Annotated in this window: 17 protein-coding genes; 12 read left to right on the top strand and 5 right to left on the bottom strand. The window is 65.7% G+C overall.

Going from position 1 to position 22,197, the window contains the following annotated elements; translation table 11 throughout:
• Positions 1-9: 9 nt before the first annotated feature.
• Positions 10-1,482, bottom strand: a complete 1,473-nt coding sequence (locus tag RTQ83_RS13255; RefSeq protein WP_312515198.1) for a hypothetical protein — start codon at positions 1,480-1,482, stop codon at positions 10-12.
• Between the two features lie 193 nt (positions 1,483-1,675).
• Positions 1,676-2,536 carry a M15 family metallopeptidase gene (locus RTQ83_RS13250; protein WP_312515195.1) on the bottom strand — a complete coding sequence of 287 codons (861 nt, stop codon included), beginning with the start codon at positions 2,534-2,536 and terminating at the stop codon, positions 1,676-1,678.
• A gap of 222 nt (positions 2,537-2,758) precedes the next feature.
• Here RTQ83_RS13250 and RTQ83_RS13245 point away from each other — a divergent pair, with 222 nt between their 5' ends.
• The 5 genes from RTQ83_RS13245 to RTQ83_RS13225 are packed head-to-tail and all read left to right on the top strand — an operon-like array spanning position 2,759 to position 9,989.
• Complete coding sequence (locus RTQ83_RS13245; RefSeq protein WP_312515192.1) at positions 2,759-3,637, top strand: hypothetical protein; 879 nt, start codon at positions 2,759-2,761, stop codon at positions 3,635-3,637.
• Positions 3,634-6,504 carry a type VI secretion system Vgr family protein gene (locus RTQ83_RS13240; protein ID WP_312515189.1) on the top strand — a complete coding sequence of 957 codons (2,871 nt, stop codon included), beginning with the start codon at positions 3,634-3,636 and terminating at the stop codon, positions 6,502-6,504. Before RTQ83_RS13245 ends, RTQ83_RS13240 begins: the two co-directional genes overlap by 4 nt.
• Positions 6,505-6,509: 5 nt before the next feature.
• Positions 6,510-7,370: a DUF4123 domain-containing protein gene (locus RTQ83_RS13235; protein ID WP_312515186.1), complete on the top strand. Its 861-nt coding sequence runs from the start codon at positions 6,510-6,512 to the stop codon at positions 7,368-7,370.
• An 11-nt stretch (positions 7,371-7,381) separates the two neighbouring features.
• Positions 7,382-7,963: a DUF3304 domain-containing protein gene (locus RTQ83_RS13230; protein WP_312515183.1), complete on the top strand. Its 582-nt coding sequence runs from the start codon at positions 7,382-7,384 to the stop codon at positions 7,961-7,963.
• Entirely contained in the window at positions 7,941-9,989 is a 2,049-nt protein-coding gene (locus tag RTQ83_RS13225; RefSeq protein WP_312515180.1) for a DUF2235 domain-containing protein, read from the top strand. The genes RTQ83_RS13230 and RTQ83_RS13225 overlap by 23 nt, the downstream gene beginning before the upstream one ends.
• A 156-nt stretch (positions 9,990-10,145) precedes the next feature.
• On the opposite strand, the gene RTQ83_RS13220 is transcribed toward RTQ83_RS13225, so the two are convergent.
• Positions 10,146-10,958 carry an SDR family NAD(P)-dependent oxidoreductase gene (locus RTQ83_RS13220; RefSeq protein ID WP_312515177.1) on the bottom strand — a complete coding sequence of 271 codons (813 nt, stop codon included), beginning with the start codon at positions 10,956-10,958 and terminating at the stop codon, positions 10,146-10,148.
• Between the two features lie 291 nt (positions 10,959-11,249).
• Here RTQ83_RS13220 and RTQ83_RS13215 point away from each other — a divergent pair, with 291 nt between their 5' ends.
• Positions 11,250-13,451 (top strand): NADP-dependent malic enzyme, encoded by a 2,202-nt coding sequence (locus RTQ83_RS13215; RefSeq protein ID WP_312515174.1) that lies wholly within the window; start codon positions 11,250-11,252, stop codon positions 13,449-13,451.
• A gap of 200 nt (positions 13,452-13,651) precedes the next feature.
• On the opposite strand, the gene RTQ83_RS13210 is transcribed toward RTQ83_RS13215, so the two are convergent.
• Entirely contained in the window at positions 13,652-14,584 is a 933-nt protein-coding gene (locus RTQ83_RS13210) for a LysR substrate-binding domain-containing protein (RefSeq protein WP_312515172.1), read from the bottom strand.
• Between the two features lie 98 nt (positions 14,585-14,682).
• On the opposite strand from RTQ83_RS13210, the gene RTQ83_RS13205 reads away from it, so the two are divergent.
• Positions 14,683-15,438: a sulfite exporter TauE/SafE family protein gene (locus RTQ83_RS13205; RefSeq protein ID WP_312515169.1), complete on the top strand. Its 756-nt coding sequence runs from the start codon at positions 14,683-14,685 to the stop codon at positions 15,436-15,438.
• Here RTQ83_RS13205 and RTQ83_RS13200 read toward each other — a convergent pair.
• The gene (locus tag RTQ83_RS13200; RefSeq protein ID WP_312515166.1) at positions 15,422-16,357 is read right to left on the bottom strand and encodes a LysR substrate-binding domain-containing protein; all 936 of its coding nucleotides are present in this window, start codon (positions 16,355-16,357) and stop codon (positions 15,422-15,424) included. The two genes, RTQ83_RS13205 and RTQ83_RS13200, sit on opposite strands and share 17 nt — an antisense overlap.
• Before the next feature lie 97 nt (positions 16,358-16,454).
• Here RTQ83_RS13200 and RTQ83_RS13195 point away from each other — a divergent pair, with 97 nt between their 5' ends.
• From RTQ83_RS13195 to RTQ83_RS13175, 5 genes are all read left to right on the top strand, one after another.
• Positions 16,455-17,621, top strand: coding sequence for a mandelate racemase/muconate lactonizing enzyme family protein (locus RTQ83_RS13195; protein WP_312515163.1), 1,167 nt, complete (start codon positions 16,455-16,457; stop codon positions 17,619-17,621).
• 393 nt (positions 17,622-18,014) lie between these two features.
• On the top strand, positions 18,015-18,665 hold the full coding sequence (locus tag RTQ83_RS13190) for a YitT family protein (RefSeq protein WP_312515158.1): 651 nt from the start codon (positions 18,015-18,017) through the stop codon (positions 18,663-18,665).
• A 91-nt stretch (positions 18,666-18,756) separates the two neighbouring features.
• Positions 18,757-20,295: an ATP-binding protein gene (locus RTQ83_RS13185; protein ID WP_312515155.1), complete on the top strand. Its 1,539-nt coding sequence runs from the start codon at positions 18,757-18,759 to the stop codon at positions 20,293-20,295.
• On the top strand, positions 20,292-20,885 hold the full coding sequence (locus RTQ83_RS13180; protein ID WP_312515152.1) for a nitroreductase family protein: 594 nt from the start codon (positions 20,292-20,294) through the stop codon (positions 20,883-20,885). The genes RTQ83_RS13185 and RTQ83_RS13180 overlap by 4 nt, the downstream gene beginning before the upstream one ends.
• A 153-nt stretch (positions 20,886-21,038) precedes the next feature.
• On the top strand, positions 21,039-22,197 hold a 1,159-nt coding region (locus RTQ83_RS13175; protein ID WP_312515149.1), incomplete at its 3' end, for a cache domain-containing protein.

The following is a 22,197-nucleotide window of genomic DNA, read 5'->3' as shown; positions in this document are numbered from 1 at the left end:
GTAAATGGTTCATGCGGTGATCGCCTGAGCGGTGTCGGCGGGAGCGCTTGCGGCGTCCGGCTGCGGTTGTGGCGCCAGCAGCACCACGCTGCGCTGGAACGGATCGAGATTGCTCACGCACAGGGCGGCGCCAGCGCCATCGCGCACGTGCTGCTGGGCCAGCACCAGCGCGGCGACCAGGCTGGCGTCGCCGGCGTCGCCGCAGGCGGCGGCCACGCTCAGCACCTGGCTGGCCGGGTCGAGTTCGGGCAGCAGCGTGCTCGCCATGCCCATGGTCTCGCCGACGCGGCTGGCGCGGGCGTCGCTATCGGCAGTCACCAGGGTAACGGTGTCGGCGCCGATGCCGGCCTTGTCCAGCAGCTCGGCGGCGGCGTGCTCCAGCAGCGTGGCGTCGATCTGGCCGCGCGCATCGGCCGAGCCGGCGCGCACGCCGCCGGCAGCCGGATACAGCAGGGGAGCAAGGGGAGCATCGAGGGTGTCGAGCAGGGCAGCCTGGCTGCGGTCGGCCAGCAGCAGCCCGGCCGCGCCTTCGCCCGGCACCCGTCCCTGCGGGTGGCGGCTGTCGAGCAGGATGGCGCGCTCGGCCCAGTCTTGCACGCTGGCTTCGCCGATGCGCGAATCGCAGGCCAGCAGCAGGCACAGGAAGGGTTCTTTAGCCTGGACGGCGCGGCCGGCCAGGGTGTCGAGCGCCGCCAGCGGCACCTGACCCGGCGCCGGCACGTCGATGCTGATCTGCTCGAGCGGCCAGCCGTATTGCGCCACGACCGCGCGCAGCCAGGCCGCGCCGGCGGCGCGTTCCGGCGCCGCCCATTCGGCCGGAAGAGCGGCCAGCAAATGCAGCGTCGGCAGCGGCGGCGCGCTCTTGCGCGCGGCCAGCGCGTCGAGGTAGGCAGGCAATGCCGGGTGCGCGGCGAGTTCGCTTGCCAGTTCGAGCGCCACCGCGCTGCCCAGCGCCAGCGCGCGCCACTGTTCATCCTGCAGCCGGGCGTCCGGATGGTGCTGCTGCAGCCAGTCGGCCATGGCGTCTTGCTGGGCCGGGATGTCGACGTCGCCGGCGCGCCCGCTCAGGATCGGATAGCCGCGCTCGTCGAGCAGTTCCGGATCGAGCTGCAGGTTGGCCTGGCGCGACAGCATGGCCTCGGCCAGCACGGCAGGGTGGTCGCCGTGCGGGGTGCGCAGCGCGCCGGCCAGCACGGTCAGCGTGGCAGGAGGCAGGGCGGCAGGTGCAGGCGCGGCTGCGGCCTGGCTGGCGGCAGCGGCAGCGGCTGCCGCGGCGGCCGCCGAACGGGCCGCGGCGCCGGTCGCCAGCTTGCGCAGCGCCCACAGCGCCAGCAGCAGGGCCAGCGGCAATAGCAGCAGCCAGAGCACGATGTCGGCGGTGCCCGGCATGTGGTGCGCGCTGTTCCAATACCACAGCACGCCGCTCCAGCAGGCGCCGAAGACCGCCAGGCCGATCAGGATGCGGCTCAACCAGGAAGGCATGGCGCTGGCCCTTGCAGATGGTTGATGCTCATGAGGCCGATGCCCATGCCGACAGCTGGCCCGAGGTGGCTGCCCGTGAGGCGTGCGCTGTCGCGCTGTCGTGCGGCGCCATGCCGCGCGCGCGGCGCGGACGAATTACAGGACCTGCCACCATGCCTCCCTCCATTCCCGATCTCGCGTTCTCGCATGTTTGTCATTCGCTGGCGTGCCTGGCGCGCTGCATCACGCCGGGCACCCGCAACTCGGTGTGCCCGAAATCCATCATCTTCCAGCGCCCGCCCCAGGTCAGGCCGACCGATTCGGCCACCTGGCCGTACAGCTCGTAGCCGCGCATGGCCCACGGGTCTTTCTCCGAAATCACCAGCTTGCCGTCGCGCAGGAAAGCGCAATCGGCCGCCAGCCCGTGCTGGTGCCAGCTCTGCCCGGCGCGCGCATTGGTCACGTGCCCGCCCATGCGCGCCAGCGCGTCCTGGCGCTCGGGACTGCGGTAGCCTTCCAGGATCGCCATCTCGTAGCCGTGCTGCTCCTTCATGATCTTGAACACCAGCAGCAGCCGCTGGGTGAACTCGGCGTCCAGCAGGTCCCAGTTGCGGCTGGCCGACTGCAGCATCGGCCGCTCCTGTACCACCTCGGCCGTGGTGAACACGTCCGGCGGCAGGGCCGCGGGCGGCGCCAGCTGTTCGCCATGCAGCAGTGCCGCGACCTGCGGATTGGCTTCGCGCGTTGAAGCCGCGAAACCGTCCAGCTTGTTCTTGTCGCCGGTCATGAACACCAGCGCCGGCGGCAACGCCAGCACGGCCAGTCCGGCCAGCCACAGCCAGTAGTGGCGGCGCGCACCGGACGGGCTGCCGGCGGCCTGCGATATGCCGGCCGCCGCCGGCGCCGCCTTGAAGGCCGGCAGGCGCATGCTTGCCGCTACCGCGATCCAGGCCCGCACGCGCGCTTCCAGCCGCGCTGCCGCCTGTATAGCCCATGTTCTTCCGGCAGGGAAGAACAGCAGCCAGCCGATCAGGCAGGCGAGCAGGAAATACAGGGCAATTGCCATCAGCAACACATGAGACTCCGCACTCGAACACGACCTGCGGACGCATTTTATGCATGCCGCATTGCCAGTTGGTTATTGCTTGTGAGTATAACTTACTAGTCTGATAATCGAAGGACATTGTTCCCAACCGTGCAGGGCTTATGCACTACCAATTGTTGGGTATCGTGCGGGGTATCGCCTTAGTCACTTTATTAGCGTAAAGTGTTGCGATAACAATCAGGAGCTTGAATTTTGCTACGAAAAGACAAGATTTCCGGCCGGGGAGCCCCCAGCCTGCTGACCTCCGCGCAGCAGGCTGAGGCCGAGCGCAACCGTATTCTGTCGACGCTGGAAGCGACCGACGGCGAGCGCAAGCGCGCGCCGAAAGCCGCTTCCGGCGCGCAGGCCGGTCCGGCCGCACGCACGCCGTGGGTCTGGCTGATGTTCGGCCTGGTGGTGGCCGCCATCGCCGGCGGCGCCGGGCTGTGGTACGGCCAGCGCAGCGTGGCGCCGCCGCCAAATTCGGCGCCGGTGCTGGCTGCCGCCACGCCGCAGCCGGAGGCCGCGCCGGTGCCGGTGCCGGCGCCGGTGCCCGCTGCTTCCGCCGCACCGGCAGCAGGCGACGCCGGCGCCGCCACGATCCAGGACGACGGCGCAACGCATGCCAATGCAGCCGCCGGCCAGAGCCTGAGCGAGATGCTGGAGACCGCACACGCCGCGCCGGCCACGGCCGCCGTGCAACACGATGCAGCGCCGGGCGCCGGAGGTGACGTCCTGAGCCAGGCGCTGGAAGCGCCGGACGGCACCGCACTGGCGGCGGCTGCGGCGGTGCCCGCGGTGGTGAAAGCCGCTCCCAAGTCTGCTCCAAAGGCGGCCCCCGCCAAACCGAAACCGGTGAAGCAGGTAGCCGCGCGCAAGGCTGCGCCCGCCCCGCAGGACACCGATGCGGTGCTGCTGTCGGCTCTGATCGCGCACGCCAACGCCGCCGAGGCGGCGCCGAAGAAGGCGCGCCCCAGCCTGGAGCAGGAATTGAAAGCCTGCCGCAAGCAGCCCAAGGCCGACCTGGCGGCCTGCCGCGAACGCGCCTGTGAAGGACGCAGCAACGTGGGCCTGTGCAAGGTGCAACGATGAGTTTGGCGGTAGTCGACGAGGTGCTGGCCGCGCTGGGCGGCTTTTCCAGCCACACCCGGTTATATGCGCTGCAGCTGGAAGACGACAGCAGCGGCCTGATGGTCGAAGCCTTCGCCGCCGACGATGGCCTGCAGTCGGTCGGCGCGCGCGACCTGATCCTGCTCAGCACCAGGGCCGAACTCGACCTCGAACCGCTGCTCGGCCAGCCGGCCGCGCTCGAAACCAGCCTGGCCGACGGCAGCCGCGCGCGCTTCAGCGGCGTGGTGAGCGAAGCGGCGATGCTGGGCAGCTTCGGCGGCCTGGCGCGTTACCGGCTGCGCCTGCAGCCATGGTTGTGGCGCTTGGGCCGCACCCGCAACAGTCGCGTGTGGCAAGACAAGACCGTGATCGAGATCGTCGACGCCGTGTTCGGCGCGCATGCGCCGCTGGCGCAGTGGCGCTGGAGCGACGAGGTGGCCTCGTTCATGGCCGGCGCCGGCACGCGCAGCTATTGCTGCCAGTACCGCGAGTCCGATCTCGATTTCGTTACCCGCCTGCTGACCGAGGAAGGCCTGGCCTGGCGCGTGGAAGAAAACGACGACGGCGCAGGAGGCCACAGCGTGGTGCTGTTCGCCGACAGCAGCGACAGCCGCGCCACGCCGCAAGACCCGAGCAGCGCGGCGGGCGGCGGCATCCGCTTCCACGGCGCGCGCGCCGGCGAAGCGCACGACAGCATCCAGGCCCTGCGCGCGCGGCGTAGCCTGCGCATCGGCCTGAGTACCGTGCTCAGTTACGACTACAAGGCCAAAAAGGCGCTCGCCGCCAGCGTGCCGACCGCCGGCGTCGTCGGCGGCCCCAACGCGCCGGCGCTGGAAAGCTACGACACGCCGGGCCAGTACTTCTTCGCCGACGGCGAGCAGGCGCGCCGCTACGCGCTGCTGCAGATGCAGGCCAACGAAGCGCGCCGTCAACTGTGGCAGGCGCGTTCGACGGTGCGCACGCTGCGCGCCGGCAGCCGCTTCAGCCTGACTCAGGGACCGCTGCAGGCAGGGAGCGAAGTCGATCCCGACTACGTCGTGCTGCGCGTGGTGAGCGTTGGCGTGAACAACCTGCCGGCGCGCGCGCGCCAGGGGCTGGAAGAACTGTTCGGGCCGATCCCCGAGCTGCTGCAGGACGTGCTGCAAGAGCAGCAGGTGCCGCGCGACGAACTGCTGGCCCAGGTCATCGCGCAGGCGGCATCGAGCGGCTACGCCAATCATTTCGACGCGATCGCGGCCGATACGTCGTGGCGCCCGGTGGTCGGCGAGAACGGCCTGCGTCACCATCCGAAGCCCACCGCCCACGGCAGCCAGAGCGCGATCGTGGTCGGCGCCGACGGCGGCGCCAGCGCCAACGGCGCCGACGAAATCCACTGCGACCGCCTGGGGCGGGTGCGGATCCGCTTCCACTGGCAGCAGGAGGCCGCCACCTGCTGGGTGCGGGTGGCCCAGCGTTCGGCCGGCGGCGGCATGGGCAGCCAGTTCCTGCCGCGCATCGGGCAAGAGGTGCTGGTGCAGTTCATCGAGAACGACATCGACCGGCCGCTGGTGGTGGGCGCGCTGTACAACGGCCAGGGCGAGGGCGGCGAGCCGCCGACGCCGGGCGGCAGCCGCGAACGTGACGGTGACACCGAAGTGTTCGGCGCGGCGCATGACCATGCCGTTTCGGCGCAGGGTAACCTGGCCGGTGGCAACAGTCCAGTGTGGCATGGCGCCGCGGCGGGCGGCAGTGGTCATCGCAACGCGGCGGCGCAATGGGGTATCCGCAGCAAGGAATTCGGTGGCAGCGGCTACAACCAGCTGCTGTTCGACGACACCGACGACCAGGGCCGCATCCAGCTCAAGAGCAGCTACGCGGCGAGCGAACTGAACCTGGGTCACCTGATCCACGCCGCCGACAATTACCGCGGCAGCCTGCGCGGCCTGGGCGCCGAACTGCGCACCGACGGCTATGGCGCGGTGCGCGCCGGCACCGGCCTTTTAGTGTCGAGCTACAAGATCAACCATGCCGCCGATGCGCGCGAACCGGCCGGCGATAACGTGGCAGGGATCGTGCTGCTCAAGCAGGCGGTGCAGCTTGGCCAAGCGTTTAGCGATGCGGCGACCACTCACCAGACCGTGGCCTTCGCCACGCACCTGGGCGCGGCCAAACCGAATGCCAGCAAACTCGACGACAAGGCAGCGCCGCTGCAGGCGCTGCTGACGGCGACCTCGGGCATGCTCAGCGGCGACAGCGTCGACGCCGCGCGCGCCGAAATGCCGGACAAGCCGGTGGCGCCGGAGGATGGCAAGCTGCCGCACAGCAGCGCTGCGATCATCGCCATCGCTGCCAAGGCCGGGCTCGGCGTGGTGGCGGGGCAGGACCTGCAGCTGGCCAACGGCGAAACGATTTCGCTGATGAGCGGGCAGGATACCCAGTTCGTCACCGGCGGCCAGATGCGCATCCACAGCGGCCAGGCAATCGGGATGCTGGGCGGGGCGGTCAAGCCGGGCGAGGAAAACATCGGCCTGCAGCTGATCGCGGCCCAGGGCGCGGTCGACCTGCAGGCGCAGGCCGACGTGCTCAACGTCCAGGCGCGCGACCAGGTCGATATCGTCAGTGCCAATGCCCACATCGACTGGGCGGCGGCCAAGAGCATCAGCCTGTCGACGGCGGGCGGGGCGAACATCACGATCGAGGGCGGGAACATCACGGTGCAGTGCCCCGGTAAAATCACGATTCACGCTGGTAAAAAGAGCTTCATCGGGCCGGTGACGACTTCGTATCCTCTGCCCTTGATGCCTCAGCACGTGTGCGTCGAGTGTTTGTTGAAAGCGCGAGCGGCGGGTGCTCCGTTCCTTATTAAATAATCACGATGAGCGAATTTCTCGATCTTCAAGCGGTGTGCGAAGAGTCCAATATCGCCCATCCGTCCAATGTAATGTATTGCCTGGCCGATCATGCAGGCATGCCAGGCCTGCACCGTCAGTTGGTGCACCGGGGACTGTCTTGGGCGAGCCTGTTCGAGACAACCACCGAACAGGCTGCCTTGTCGGCAGCCCCACTTCTCTTTGCATTGCCTTCCCCGGACGACGAGACGAAAGAGGGATTCATGTGCTGGCTGGCCGAGCATGGCACTTATACGTCGTCGATATTGCTGCTCAGTTCACCGTTCGGTCTGGATGAATTGTGCAGCCAGCTGGCACGGCGCATGCACGCCCGCATCACGGACGGAATGGATGTGTTGTTGCGATATTTTGATCCGCGCGTATTCGAAAGCCTGTTGGCGGTACTGGATGAGCAGCAGGCGAGCACCTTCCTGTCTCCGGCGGATTGCTGGTGGTACCCGGACCGTAGCGGCAAGCTGATTTGCCGCCAATCCGTCTGCGGTATCGACGCCTTTGTCAGTCCATTGCAACTGGCGGCTGAGCAGGAATTCGCAATGATCGACGCCAGTGAAATCGACGTCGTGGAAGGGCGTCTGCGTGGTATGTTCCCCGATCTGGCGATTCGCGTAAATGTCGCCGAGCGCGAGCTGTTCCTGCGCCGCCATATGGCTGCAGCCCATGCGGCCGGTATCGAATCGACAAACGATATGACGCTGTATTGCGGCCTTGCAGTAATTCATGGCGAGCATTTCGCAGATAGCTCTCCCTGGAGAGAAATACTGGCCAAGGTCAGAGGAAATTCTGCGGTCTTTTCCAAGGAAGTCCTGGCTTATGAAGAGCAGCTATGAAGGAGCATCGATTGAACCGACAGTTCGAATTTCGCGAGCTTGTGCTTCGTTATTTTTTGGCGGCAGTCATTATGGTCATTACTGGTTGCGGTAAGGGGTCAATCGCGTCACCGGTTGGCGACGCGCAAGCAGCGCGCAATGAGCCTGGCACGCTTGCCTTGGTTGGCTATAACTATACTGACCGTTATATCGATTCATTTAGCGTGGACGGTCAGGGGGGGGGGAACATCAACGTGAGTTCTCCCGACAGTGGCGGCGGCGGGATTGTTTGCTGCGTGCTCTACCAGCCCGGCCCCAAGCCAAAGACGGTCACTGTGCGGTGGCAATCGGATGCATGCTATTACCGCCAGCCATCGAGCTACTCGAACGAGGTCTACAACACCTTGCATTCATTCTACAAAGAAAAAAAAGTAGTGGTGACTGAAACTACGTCCGGAAAAGGCGAATACATGGAAGTGCATTTCTACCCGGACGATTCGGTACAGGTGGTGGTCACGAAGGAGCTGTCAGCACCTCGGCTGTCGCTCAGTAAAGAGAGAAACGATCAATCGGATTTTCCAAGGTGCCCGAATGACAAAAAGCCCGCAGAATGATTCGGTAGGGGACAGCAAATCGCCCGCTCTGCGCCCGCAGGAGGACGCACTGCGCGATGGGGTCGATCAGGCGCAATTCCTGGTGGCAGAGGCCTCGCGTGCCGTCAGGACCCCCTCGGCTTCCGCGGGCTTGGCCGTGGCCAGCCAAGCGGACAGCGCTCCGGCGCCGACCAGCTGTCAACAGCAGCCATGGCTGAGTTTTTTCTTCGACGGCACCGGAAATAACCTGAATGCGGATATCGGCACGTTCAAGCACAGTAATATTGCAAGGCTATACAGGGTGCATGCGGATGTCGACCCGGTAGCGGGCATCTATCGGGTATACGTGCCTGGCGTGGGCACCTATTTTCGCGAAGTCGGTGACAACGGCGGCGGAAAGCTCGGACTCGGCATGGGACGATATGGACAGGTCCGTCTTGACTGGGCATTGGAACAATTCGACAAACTGCTTCAAAGCCACTTGGCCCGTGCTAATTCACCGGGTAATAAGATTGTGGAAATCAACGTTGCGCTGTTTGGTTTCAGCCGAGGCGCCGCAATGGCTCGGGCATTTTCCAATATCCTGATCAAAGAGCGTTGCGTGATCCAGTCCGGCGGGTGCCGGCTAAAGCAGGGTAATCACCGGTTGCGTATCCGATTCATGGGGCTGTTCGACACGGTCGCATCTGTTGGATTGCCGATGAGCACCAATAACCTGGATATCGTCGCGTCGGGTATCGGGATCCGACAACTTATCGCGACACGCGCGTATGCCCCCGTTTTAGCGAAGCTTCGGCCTGACGCGCTTGCGTTCGCACCCGGTGCGGCGCCCGGTGCGGATCCTGCGCCTGGAGTGTATGACGGGCACAGTGACTGGGGCAACCTGATGGCGATCCCACACGTGGTCGAACACGTCCGGCATTTCGTAGCCGCACATGAAGTGCGTAATTCGTTTCCGGTCGATAGTATCAGTGTGCTGAGAGACGGGCAGGTCATCAAGCCCGAGCATTTTCATGAAACGGTGTTCCCTGGCGCGCATTCCGATGTCGGTGGTGGCTATCGAGAAGGCGAGGGCGGACGCAGTAAAGAGCGCCAGGCACTCTTCTCCCTCGTGACATTGAGTTCGATGTATCAACTCGCCCTGGAACATGGTGTGCCGCTGCTGCCCAGGACGGCGTGGAGCGCTCTCCAGGCGCAAGATTTCGAGACTAGTGCCACATTGCTGCAGCATTATAATTATTATCATAGCAAGTTCGCCGGTATGTCCAATCTGGGGCCGTTGATCAACGCGCATATGGGTTTCTATTTTGCGTGGCGGTTCCGGGCGATTCGACGCAAGATGGGTGGCGACAGAAATGAGGCCAACGATGTTCGACGCGCAGATGCGGTATTTAAGAATGAAACGGCGTCATTGGACAGGGAAGTATCCCGCCTCGAAGACATCAATAACCAGGCACGCAGGGATGTGGCAATCGCGGAGCAACGTTGGTTGAGTTACGTCCAAAGCAATTACAGTAACCCGACGCCAAAGGATCTGCCCAAGTATGAAGCCGAGCGGGAAAGCGCCAAAAATCGCCAGAGAGTCGCAGAAGATAACTATTTGCGTGCGAAAGCCAAGCGCGATGCGCAGCCGGACATGAGCGAGTTTTCGGGCATGGTTGATATGTACGATGCTCAACTCATGGCAGATGTGAAAGCCGTGCGCGATGTGTTCACAAAGCGCGGCACTTTCGGCGGCGACCCGGACAGCGCCAGGCGCGGCGAATTACGTCCGCACTACAAGGTCATGCTCGAGGCATACGAAAATGAGTTCATCCACAACAAGGGCTTGCAGGATGAAACGATCATTGCTTTTTTCGATAACTATGTACACGATTCCCTGGCCGGCTTTGCAACGGACGCGACGTTACCGTCCGATCCGCGCGTCGTGTACCTGGGTGGCGATGAGAAATACCGGTATGCGATGCAGCAGCGGTCTCATGGCAATGAGGTGCAATACGCAAATCGAAACGTCAACGATGGTCAAAGATCCGAAGTCCAGGCTTAGCCAGCTGCCGACTCCAAGCGCAAGGATGCCGAAGTAATCCTTGATTGCAGGATCAACCGGATCAAGCGTACATCGATGTCCGTGGGCGATTGGTTCTGATCGGTTCCGCTGCAGCAGGGCGCCGCGGCCGCCGAAGAGCCACGGCGCCGCCGGCGGCTACTGTTTCAAGCCCGACCCCGGCTTGGCCTCCTTCGCATGCAGATCCGCCTTCACCGTATCCGGCGCCAGGTTGTTCACCACATTCCCGATGATCTTGCTGCTCACCATCCCCGCCACCACGCGGTCTTCGCCTTTCTTGAAGGCCTGATAGCCTTCCTCCGCCACCTTCACCGGCGACGCCTTCTCGCCTACCGCCAGTTTGTTGTCCACCATCCCGGAGCGCGGCCAGAAGTTGGTGTCGACCTGGCCCGGCAGCAGCAGGGTGATCTCGACGCCGCTGTCCTTGATCTCGGACTTGACCGCTTCCGCGAACGAAATCAGGAAAGCCTTGGTCGCGCCATACACCGCCTCGTACGGTGTCGGCATGGTGCCCGAAATCGACGCCGTGTACAGCAGCTTGCCCGCGCGGCGCGCCACCATGTCCGGCACGATCAGTTTGGTCAGGTGCACCTGCGACACCGCATTCAGCTGGATCATCTTGAGTTCGTCTTCCAGCTCCGTGCCGCCCACGAAGTAGCCGCCCAGGCCGACGCCGGCATTGAGCACCGCCGCCGCCAGCGGGCGCCCGGTGGCGCGCACCGCCTGGAACAAGCGTTCGACGCCGTCGTACTCGGTCAGGTCGGCCGTGAAGATCTCCACCCGCGCGCCGCTGGCGCTGACTTCGCTCGCGGTGCGTTCGAGTCCCGCCTGCTGGGTCGCGGTCAGGAACAGGTCATAGCCGTCGGCGGCGAACTGGCGCGCCAGCTCGTAGCCGATGCCGCTGGAGGCGCCGGTGATCAGCGCCAGTGGTCGATCGGTATTGCTCGTCATCGCATTCTCCTAAGCTGATTACATGTAAAACGAGCTTAGCATGTTGATCATTTCGACAACGTCCGCTTCGGGACAGGGCGGCGTGACCCGAAACGCGCCACCGCAGACGCTGGCAAATTGGCATTGACAACCCATCAATGGTGGTATTCGGATAGAATGTCCCACCCCTGCGCACGCACCAGTCGCTGCGCGGGCACGACCAACAAGCACCAGGAAACGCGGCCGTCCGACTGACCGCGCCTGGTGCCGGCAGCAGCACCAGATTTCGCATTACAAGCTATAGGAAAACACATGAGTACCGACAGCACGCTCAACGAAACCCAGAACACCCAGCTGCGCCTCGACGCGCTCGAATACCACCGCAGCCCGACGCGCGGCAAGATCGAAGTCGTGGCCACCAAGCCGCTGTCGAACCAGCGCGACCTCTCGCTCGCGTATTCGCCGGGCGTGGCCTACGCCTGCGAGGAAATCGCCGCCGACCCGGCTACCGCCGCCGACTACACGTCGCGCGCCAACCTGGTGGCCGTGATCTCGAACGGCACCGCCGTCCTCGGCCTGGGCAACATCGGCCCACTGGCTTCGAAGCCCGTCATGGAAGGCAAGGGCTGCCTGTTCAAGAAGTTCGCCGGCGTCGACGTGTTCGACCTGGAGCTGGACGAACTCGATCCCGACAAGCTGGTGGACGCCATCGCGATGCTCGAGCCGACCGTCGGCGGCATCAACCTGGAAGACATCAAGGCGCCGGAATGCTTCTACATCGAGAAGAAGCTGCGCGAGCGCATGAACATCCCGGTCTTCCACGACGACCAGCACGGCACCGCGATCATCTCGACCGCCGCGCTGCTCAACGCGCTGAAAGTGGTCGGCAAGGACATCGGCCAGATCAAGCTGGTCGCCTCGGGCGCCGGCGCCGCCGCCATCGCCTGCCTCGACATGATGGTGCTGCTGGGCGTGAAGCAGGAGAACATCTGGGTCACCGACTCGCGCGGCGTGATTTATCAGGGCCGCGAAGCCAATATGGAAGTCAACAAGGCGCGCTACGCGCAGGCGACCGACGCGCGCACGCTGGCCGACATCGTCGACGGCGCCGACGTGTTCCTGGGCTGCTCGACCGCCGGCGTGCTCACCGCCGAGATGGTCAAGACCATGGCCGACAAGCCGGTCATCCTGGCGCTGGCCAATCCGGAACCGGAAATCCGTCCCGAAGTGGCCAAGGCCGCACGTCCGGACGTGATCATTGCCACCGGCCGTTCGGACTACCCGAACCAGGTCAACAACGTCCTGTGCTTCCCGTACATCTTCCGCGGAGCCCTGGATTGCGGCGCCACCCGCATCACCGACGAAATGAAGCTGGCCTGCGTGACCGCGATCGCGGAACTGGCCGAAGCCGAAGCGAGCGACGTGGTGGCGCTGGCCTACGAAGGCCAGGACCTGACCTTCGGCCCTGAATACATCATCCCGAAGCCGTTCGATCCGCGCCTGCTGGCCGCGATCGCGCCGCGCGTGGCGCAAGCCGCCTTTGACTCGGGCGTGGCGACCCGTCCGATCGAGGACATGGATGCCTACCGCGACAAGCTGGGCCAGATGATCTACCACACCGGCTTCTTCATGAAGCCCGTGTTCACCAAGGCCAAGGCCACGCTGCGCAAGGTGGCGTACGCCGAAGCGACGGACAAGCGCGTGCTGCGTGCGGTGCAGACCGTGGTCGACGAGCAGCTGGCGCATCCGGTGCTGATCGGCGCCGCCGACGACATCGCACGCGCGGTCAAGGAAGCCGGTCTGCGTCTGCAAGCCGGCAGCGACTATACCGTGGTCGCGGCGCAAGGCGACACCACGCTGCAGGGCACGCGCCTGCTGAAAGCGGGCGAAGTCGATGGCCTGATCTGCGGCATGACCGGCAGCTACGACAGCCATCTGGAACACGTGAAGAACGAAATCGGCACCGCGCCGGGCGCCGAAGTGCTGGCCGCGATGAACGCGCTGGTGCTGGACAAGCACACGCTGTTCATCACCGACACCTACGTCAACGAGCAGCCGAGCGCCCAGGAACTGGCCGCGATCACGCGCCAGGCGGCGTCGATGCTGCAGCACTTCGGCGTCGAGCCGAAGGCGGCGCTGGTGTCGCACTCGTCGCAGGGTTCGTCCGAGCGTCCATCGGCGCGCCGCATGCGTGAAGCGCGCGCGCTGCTGGCAGAGCAGTCGCCGGAACTGGCGGTGATCGGCGAAGTGCACGGCGACGCCGCGCTGTCGCAGGAGATCCGCGAGATCTACAACATCGAAGGCGATTTCGCGGGCAGCGCGAACCTGCTGGTGATGCCGTCGCTGGATGCGGCCAACATCCTGTTCAACGTGCTGAAGGTCGCTGCTGGCAAGGGCGTGACCGTGGGCCCGATCCTGCTGGGCGCGGCCAAGCCGGTGCACATTCTGAGCCCGAGCGCGACCGTGCGTCGTATCGTCAACATGACGGCGCTGGCGGCGGCGGAAGCGAAGTAAGTTGTTTGTTGTGAGTTAGCGTTTCATCGAACCGCTAACCTCAGCATGTCATCCCGGACGAACGTCGCACTCGGCGGGGACCCAAGTTTGCACGCGCAGCCACTTCGTTTGAAGCAGGTGCTACGCATCGAACTTGGGTCCCCGCCTTCGCGGGGATGACGTTTTATGCGGTAACAAACTAAAAAGAGCAGCGGGCCTGCTCACTTACCCCGTAGCTGCGCGGACACCGGTGCAACCCACGCCGCCTCCCGCCCAAACCACTCCACCAGAAAATCAATAAACGCCGTCACCTTGGCCGGTACCGTCGCGCGCTCCAGATACACCGCATACACATCCGCGCTCGGCAATTCCCAATCCTCCAGTACCGGCACCAGCTGCCCCCTGGCGACATGCGCGTGAATGTCCCACATCGAGCGCATCATGATCCCGAACCCGTCCAGCGCCCACAGCACCCCGGCCTCGCCGTCGTTCGACGTCAGCGTCCCACGTACCTTGACCGTCTCCTGCCGGCTGCCCTTGGTGAAATGCCAGGTCCCGAACGCACTGTCGTTCTGGCGCAGTACGATGCACTGGTGCGACTGCAGCTCGCGCGGCGTCGCCGGCACCCCGTGTTCGGCCAGATACGACGGCGCCGCGCACAGCAGGCGCCGGTTGCCCACGACGCGCCGCGCCACCAGGCGCGAATCAGGCAACTCGCCAAAGCGGATGCCGACGTCGAAGGCGCGGTCGGCCAGGTTCAGCGAGCGGTCGGTCAGTTCCAGCTGCACCTCCACCTGCGGATAGCGCCGCGCGAACGCGGCGATGGCCGGCGCGATGTGCTGGCGCCCGAAGCCGAAGCTGGCGTTCACGCGCAGGCGTCCCTTGGGCACCGCGCGGCTGTTCGACACCAGCTGCTCCAGGTCTTCCAGCTCGCCCAGCAGGCGCGCGCCGGTGGCCAGATACAGCTCGCCCTCGTGCGTGACGCTGATGCGGCGCGTGGTGCGGTTCAGCAGGCGCACGCCGAGGCGCTTTTCCAGCTGCGCCAGGCGCGCGCTGACCGCCGGCGGCGTCACGCCCAGTTCGCGCGCCAGCGCGGCCAGCGAACCGTGCTTGAGCAGGTCCACGAAAAACTCCAGGTCGGCGATGCGGCTCATTAGTCAGTTCAGCTTATGAATAGATGAAAGGTGGCTGCATTATAAAACCGCTGCGGACAGCTACACTACGCCTGCCTTTCACTCGACCATGCCGCACCATGACGCTGTCCCTGATTTCGCTCGCCACCAACTTCAGCCTCGGCGCCTCGCTCGGCGTCGCCGGCGGCATGCTCGGCATCGGTGGCGGCCTGATCGCGATCCCGATCCTGGGCCTGTTGTACGGCATGAACCAGCACCTGGCCCAGGGCACGGCGCTGGTGATGATCGCTCCCAACGTCTTGCTCGGCCTGCTGCGCTATCACCAGAAGAACCCGGTGGACTTCCGCTCGGTGGCCATGATCAGCGTGTTTTCGATGGTGACGACCTACCTGGCCGCGCGCCTGGCGGTCGGCATCGACGCCGATGTCCTGCACGTCGCCTTCGCCCTGTTCCTGATCGCGCTGGCGCTGTACTTCGGCTGGCCGAAAGGGAAGGCCGCGCACGACGAACCGGGCAAGCCGATCCCGCGCCCGCTGCTGCCGGTGATCGGCGTGGCTAGCGGCGCCATGTCGGGCTTCTTCACCATCGGCGGCGGGCTGGTGGTGGTGCCGGCGCTGGTGAGCCTGCTGCGCATGAAGCAGACGCGCGCCCAGGGCACGGCGCTGGCACTGGTGGTGCCGGGCGCCTTCATCGCGCTGGCGGCCTATGGCCAGGCGGGGCAGGTGGACTGGGAGACCGGGCTGCCGATGGCGCTCGGCGGTGTGCTCAGCGTGTCGTGGGGCGTGCATCTTGCACACCAGCTGCCGGCGCCGCTGCTGCGCTGGCTGTTCTGCGCGGTGCTGGTCGGCACCGCCGCCGTCATGCTGGCGACGTGAGGTCGACTTGTGACTCGATCCGCGGCCCCGGCCCGAGCTGCTCGACCAGGAAGTCGATGAACGCGCGCGCCCGCGCCGACTGGTGCGACTTGTTCGGGTACACCACGAACAGGTCGGCCGCCGGCTGCACGTACTGTGGCAGCACCACCGTCAAGCGGCCGCTCTCGACGTGGCGCGCTAGATCCCATTCCGAACGCACCAGGATGCCATGCCCGTCCAGCGCCCAGCCGAGCGCGATGTCGCCGTCGTTCGAGGCCAGCATGCCGCGCACCTTGACCGTCTCCATCTGACCGTCACGCTCCAGGCGCCAGACGCCGTGCGCCTCGTCGTTCTGGCGGTGGATGATGCAGTGGTGCGCGGCCAGGTCGGCCAGCGTGGCCGGCGCGCCATGGCGTTCCAGGTAGCGCGGCGCCGCGCACAGGAAGCGCCGGTTCGACATGATGCGGCGCGCCACCAGGCGCTGGTCGGGCGGGGCGCCGAAGCGGATCGCCAGGTCGACGCCGTCGGCCACCAGATCCACCGGGCGGTCGCTGAGGTCCAGCTGCACCTCGACCTGTGGATAGCGCCGCGCGAAGCTGGAAACGATCGGCGCGATCGCGGTGCGCCCGAAACCGAGCGACGCATTCACGCGAAGCAGACCGCGCGGCACCGAGCGCGTGCTCGACACCGCATCTTCCATTTCACGTAGTTCGGCCAGGATGCGGGTGGCGTAGTGCAGGTAGGTTTCGCCTTCCGGCGTCAGGCTGCTGGTGCGGGTGGTGCGGTTCACCAGCCGCACGCCCAGCTGTTCCTCGAGCTGCGACAGGCGTTTGGTGGCGGCCGGCGGCGTGATGTCGAGCGCGCGCGCCGCCGCCGACAGGCTGCCGTGGCGCGCCAGCAGGACGAAGAATTCGAGCTGGGAGGCGAGGTCGCTTTTCACTTTGGGTGAAGAATCTTGTAAAGAATCCTGAATCATAACCTCCTATAAAGCGAATAATCTGTCGGCTCGACCCAATATCCGCCCTCAGGAGACCCGCATGAAAATCGTCGACATCCGCGAAAAGACTGTTCCGATCAGCTCCCCGATCCGCAACGCCTATATCGACTTCAGCAAGATGACGCTCAGCGTCGTCGCCGTGGTCACCGACGTCCTCCGGGACGGCAAGCCGGTGATCGGCTACGGTTTCAATTCCAACGGCCGCTATGGCCAGGGCACGCTGATGCGCGAACGCTTCATCCCGCGCATCCTGGAAGCCGACCCGGCCTCGCTGCTCGACGCCGGCGGCGACAACCTCGACCCGCATAAAGTGTGGGCCGCGATGTTCGTCAACGAAAAGCCGGGCGGCCACGGCGAGCGCTCGGTGGCGATCGGTACCATCGACATGGCGGTGTGGGACGCCGTCGCCAAGATCGCCGACAAGCCGCTGTTCCAGCTGCTGGCCGAACGCTATGGCAACGGCACGCCGGACAAGAAGATCTTCGTCTACGCGGCCGGCGGCTATTACTATCCGGGCCAGGACCACGACAAGTTGAAGGACGAGATGCGCAGCTACATCGACCGCGGCTACACGGTGGTCAAGAAGAAGATCGGCGGCGCCTCGCTCGACGAAGACCTGCGCCGCATCGATTCGATCCTGAGCGTGCTGGGGGACGGCCAGAAGCTGGCGGTGGACGCCAACGGCCGTTTCGACCTGGATACCGCGATCAGGTATGCCAAGGCGCTGTCGCAGTACGACCTGTTCTGGTACGAAGAGGCGGGCGACCCGCTCGACTACGAGCTGCAGGCGACGCTGCGCAACTACTACGACAAGCCGATGGCCACCGGCGAGAACCTGTTCTCGATGCAGGACGCGCGCAACCTGATCCGCTACGGCGGCATGCGGGCCGACCGCGACTGGCTGCAGTTCGACTGCGCGCTGAGCTACGGCCTGGTGGAATACCTGCGCACCCTCGACATGCTGCGCCAGCACGGCTGGTCGCCGGCGCGCTGCATCCCGCACGGCGGGCACCAGATGTCGCTGAATATCGCGGCCGGCCTCGGCCTAGGCGGCAACGAATCGTATCCGGACCTGTTCCAGCCGTATGGCGGCTTCCCGGATGGCGTCAAGGTCGACAACGGCTACATCACCATGCCCGATTTGCCGGGCATCGGCTTCGAGGGCAAGGCCGACCTGATCGCGCAGATGCGCAAGCTGACTGCCTGAGGGCGTCGTTCAGCATCAATCGGGTGCACAATCGGGTGTAACCCGCACCCGCATGGTGCGACGCCGCACGCTCTTGTGGAATTTCCTGCCGTGACGCCACAGTTGAAGGGTTCAAACGTGTTCTGTATCGACATTGCGCCGCAACATAAGCGATAATGGCGGCGCTTTCGCGCAAGATGGCGTCCAGCCCCCAACCGGGACTGGCGCGACGGCCCGGCTCCCGGCACCATCCGGCCCAAGCCAGGACCGTCGGTTGCCATCGCGTTCCACCCTCAGAACACTGTACAACATGAACCAGTATCGCCTGCTCGCCACGCTGCTCCAGCGTCCGTCCTGCCCTGCGCTTGCCATGTCCGCTGCTACAGCGTGCGACGCTGGCCGGAGCTGCGCGCAATGACGCGGCAGGCTGCTTTCCCGGGCCCCACGCCAAGCGCGAGCCGCCCGATGCCGGTCAAACCCCATACCCTTCTCGACGATGTCTACGGCATCGCCGTCGGCGTGCTGTTCGTCTGCGCCGGCATCGTGCTGCTGCAGGCGGCCGGCCTGATCACCGGCGGCGTGGCCGGCATCGCGCTGCTGTCGTCCTACTTCAGCGGCATGCCGGTGGGCCTCCTGTTCATGCTGATCAACGTGCCGTTCTTCCTGTTCGGCTACCTGTTCATGGGGCCGCTGTTCACCATCAAATCGCTGGCCGGCAGCGTGGCCATCATGCTGCTGCTGAAAGCCGTGCCGCATGTGCTGGTGATCGGCCACGTACACGTGGCGGTGGCGGCACTGGCCGGCGGCACCTTCTGCGGCATGGGCATCCTGGCGCTGGCGCGCCACGGCGCCGGTGTCGGCGGCACCGGCATCGTCACCCTGTGGCTGCAGAAGCAGTACGGCATAAACGCCGGCCGCACCCAGGTGATGATCGACGCCGTGATCCTGCTGGTGGCATTGTCGCTGGTGGCGCCGCAACTGGTGGCCTGGTCGGCGCTGTCGGCGGTGGCGATGAGCAGCATGGTCATGGCCTGGCACCGCGCCGGGCGCTATTTCGGCAGCTGAGCTCGAGCGGTATCGGAATGAACGCATGTCCGGATGCCATGCCCGGCCATGCGCGTGCGGCCGGGAGTGCAAAAAGCATTAAAATGCCGCCATGATGACCGAGCCCCTCTACGATTCCACGATTGCCGGCAGCGAGCCGGCGTTTCGCGCGCTGTTCGAACAATCTGCGCTCGGGATGGGCTTCGTGCGCTTTGCCGACGGGCGCTGGTTCGAGGTCAACCAGGCGCTGTGCCAGATGCTGTGGCGTTCGCGTGACGAGATGCTGGTGCTGGGATGGGCCGATATTGCCCACCCCCTCGATGCCGACTGCGATGCCGTGCCGTTCGGACGCATGGCGCGTGGCGAGCTCGAATCGTGCACGGTCGAGAAACGCCTGCTGCACAAAAGCGGGCAGGCGCTCTGGGCCAGGCTGACGCTGTCCCTGGTGCGCAACCTCCAGGGTCAGGCCGATTATGCGATCGCGGTGATCGAAGACATCGGCGAACGCAAGGCGGCCGAGCGCGAACTGGCGTTCAGCCGCCAGCAGCTCGAAGCCGAACGGGCGCGCTTGCAAGCCATCGTCGACACCATTCCCACCGGGCTCATCATGCTCGACCAAAGCGGTACGCTGCTGATCGAGAACGAGCAATGGAAGCGGACCTGGGCGTCCACGGGCAGCCTGCATTCGGTGATCGACTACGACAGCTACCTGGGCTTTCATACCGAGACCGGCGAGCGCATCCCGGGTGAACAATGGCCGTGCGCGATGTCGCTGAAGCAAGGCACGCATACGCGCGACGCGGTGCTGGACATCGAGCGCCGCGACGGCAGCCGCGGGACCATCGTGGTGTCGAGTTCCCCGCTGCGCGACGAGACGGGACGCGTGATCGGCGCGGTGGCCGCCAACATGGATATTACCGAGTTGCGCAGTGCGCAGAAGCAGCTGCTGGACGCCGACCGCCGCAAGGACGAGTTCCTGGCGATGCTGGCGCATGAGCTGCGCAATCCGCTGGCGCCGATTACCAGCGCGGCCGAGATGCTGTGCATGTTCGCCGGCGGCGACCCCAGGGTCGCCAAGGCCAGCGATGTCATCGGCCGCCAGGCACGCCACCTGAGCGCGCTGGTCGACGACCTGCTCGACGTGTCGCGCGTCACCCGCGGGCTGGTCGAACTGAACAAGGAACGGGTCGACCTTGGCGCCGTCGTGGAGAGCGCGGTCGAGCAGTCGCGGCCGCTCCTTGCCGCCAAGGGGCATGCCTTGACGGTGCATGCCGGAGCGGCGCACCCGCTGGTGGAGGGCGACCGCAACCGGCTGGTGCAGATCGTCGCCAACCTGCTCAACAACGCCGCCAAGTACACGCCGCAGGGCGGGGCGGTCAGCCTGGCGCTGCGCACCGACGGCGCGAGCGCGACGTTGACGGTGCAGGACAACGGCATCGGCATCGACGGTGCTCTGCTGCCGCACGTGTTCGACCTGTTCACCCAGGCCGAGCGCGCACTCGACCGTTCGCAGGGCGGGCTCGGGATCGGCCTGGCACTGGTCAAGACCATCGCCACCCTGCACGGCGGAGAGGTCACGGCGGCCAGCGCGAGCCCAGGGCAGGGCAGCACCTTCACGGTGTCGCTGCCGCTGGCTGATCCGGCCCAATGATGACCGGCACCCGATCTCCCGACACCGATGACTACTGGTCGGCGTTGGCGGCGCGCCGCCATGTGTCGCTGCGCCGGCTGGTCGCTCCCGGTCCCGACGCTGCACAACTGCAGCGCATCGTCGAAGCGGCGGCGCATGCGCCCGACCATGGCCTGCTGCTGCCGTGGCGCTTCGTCCTGATCGGGCAGGAGCGGCGCGCGGACCTGGGCGACGTGTTCGCCGAAGCGCTGCTGCTGCGCGACCCGGCCTGTGGCCCGGAGGCCCTGGCGGCAGCGCGTGCCAAAGCTTTCCACGCGCCCTGCCTGTTGGTGGCGGTGGCGCGCGACAATCCGGATGCGAAAGCGATCCCGAAGAGCGAAAAGCTGGTCTCGCTCGGCTGCGCGATCCAGAACGTGCTGGTCGGTGCCCAGGCGCTGGGCTTCGCCAGCGGCCTGGCCAGCGGCAATGCCATGGACAGCGCCGGCATGCGGCGCCTGCTGCGCCTGGAAGCGACGGAGCAGGCGATCTGCTTCATCGGCGTCGGCACCGCGTCGTCGCACAAGGCGCCGCGCGCGCGGCCGGCGCTCGATCTGTTCTTCTCGACCCTGTAGCCGGCGCTGCCGTGGTTAGGCCGGCATCGTGAACCACAGTTGACGCGTGAGTGGTGTGTATCGGAAACCAGAAGTTTTCAGGTTCATGTATGAAGTTGCTCTTTTGCAATATCAATGAAACTTCTTGCAATTATTTCCTCGCCCCCTTCGACCATGACACTGAGTTTCCGCGCCAAACTGTATCTTCCGCTCGTCCTGAGCTGGCTGGCCCTGTCGGCCATGACCATCTTCCACATCCATGAAAGCAAGGCGCAGCGCCTGGAAGAGCGCCGGGTCGCCCTGAAGTTCGCGACCGACGTCGGCATGTCGACCGTCAAGGAATACGCGGCGCTGGCCGCGGCCGGCACGCTGCCGGAAGCCGAGGCCAAGAAACAGGTGCTGCAGCGCCTGAAGTCGATGCGCTACGGTGCCGACGGTTACTACACTGTGGTCGATTCGCATCCGACCATGCTGATGCACCCGATCAAGGCCGAATTGATCGGCAAGGACCTGACCGAATTCAAGGATACCGAGGGCACCTACCTGTACCGCGAGGTCGCTGCGGTTGCCAGAAGCACCGGCGAAGGCTGGGTCGAGTACGTGTGGCCGAAACCGGGCCACCCGGATCAGCAGCAGGTGTTCGCCAAGGGCGCCTACGTGCTGACCTACAAGCCATGGGACTGGACCTTCATGACCGGACTGTACATGGACGACCTGCAGGATGCCTTCATCGCCGACCTGTGGCGCGCAGTCGTCGTGCTGGTCGGCTTCGGGCTGGCGCTTGGCCTGGTGGTGATGCTGGTGCTGCGCAGCGTGACCCGTTCGATCGGGCAGGCGGTCGATGCCGCCGATGCCGTGGCGCGCGGCGACCTGACCCATCCGGTGCAGGTCGAGGGCAAGGACGAGATCGCGCAACTGCTGTCGTCGCTGGCCACCATGCAGCACAGCCTGGCCAACGTGGTGAACCAGGTGCGCCAGGGCACGGATACCATCGCCGCCGCCTCGTCGCAGATCGCCGACGGCAACCAGGACCTGTCGGCGCGCACCGAGCAGCAGGTGGCGTCACTGGAGCAGACCGGCGCCTCGATGGAAGCGCTGGCCGGCACCGTGCGCCAGAACGGCGAGCATGCACGCCAGGCCAACGCACTGGCGCAGTCGGCCTCGAACGTCGCCACCCACGGCGGCGCGGTGGTCTCGCGCGTGGTGCAGACGATGGCCTCGATCAATGCATCGTCGAGCAAGATCGTCGACATCATCGGCGTGATCGACGGCATCGCCTTCCAGACCAATATCCTGGCCCTGAACGCGGCGGTGGAAGCGGCGCGCGCCGGCG

This window comes from Massilia sp. (assembly GCF_031995545.1).
Classification (GTDB): Bacteria; Pseudomonadota; Gammaproteobacteria; order Burkholderiales; family Burkholderiaceae_D; genus Telluria.
This window is presented reverse-complemented; position numbering and strand designations above follow the sequence as displayed.

Bases quoted from the DNA above. Each gene is read 5' to 3' on its own strand.
- RTQ83_RS13255 (WP_312515198.1), bottom strand. From the start codon at position 1,482: ATGCCTTCCTGGTTGAGCCGCATCCTGATCGGCCTGGCGGTCTTCGGC.
- RTQ83_RS13240 (WP_312515189.1), top strand. From the start codon at position 3,634: ATGAGTTTGGCGGTAGTCGACGAGGTGCTGGCCGCGCTGGGCGGCTTT.
- RTQ83_RS13235 (WP_312515186.1), top strand. From the start codon at position 6,510: ATGAGCGAATTTCTCGATCTTCAAGCGGTGTGCGAAGAGTCCAATATC.
- RTQ83_RS13225 (WP_312515180.1), top strand. From the start codon at position 7,941: ATGACAAAAAGCCCGCAGAATGATTCGGTAGGGGACAGCAAATCGCCC.
- RTQ83_RS13220 (WP_312515177.1), bottom strand. From the start codon at position 10,958: ATGACGAGCAATACCGATCGACCACTGGCGCTGATCACCGGCGCCTCC.
- RTQ83_RS13215 (WP_312515174.1), top strand. From the start codon at position 11,250: ATGAGTACCGACAGCACGCTCAACGAAACCCAGAACACCCAGCTGCGC.
- RTQ83_RS13210 (WP_312515172.1), bottom strand. From the start codon at position 14,584: ATGAGCCGCATCGCCGACCTGGAGTTTTTCGTGGACCTGCTCAAGCAC.
- RTQ83_RS13205 (WP_312515169.1), top strand. From the start codon at position 14,683: ATGACGCTGTCCCTGATTTCGCTCGCCACCAACTTCAGCCTCGGCGCC.
- RTQ83_RS13195 (WP_312515163.1), top strand. From the start codon at position 16,455: ATGAAAATCGTCGACATCCGCGAAAAGACTGTTCCGATCAGCTCCCCG.
- RTQ83_RS13190 (WP_312515158.1), top strand. From the start codon at position 18,015: ATGACGCGGCAGGCTGCTTTCCCGGGCCCCACGCCAAGCGCGAGCCGC.
- RTQ83_RS13185 (WP_312515155.1), top strand. From the start codon at position 18,757: ATGATGACCGAGCCCCTCTACGATTCCACGATTGCCGGCAGCGAGCCG.
- RTQ83_RS13180 (WP_312515152.1), top strand. From the start codon at position 20,292: ATGATGACCGGCACCCGATCTCCCGACACCGATGACTACTGGTCGGCG.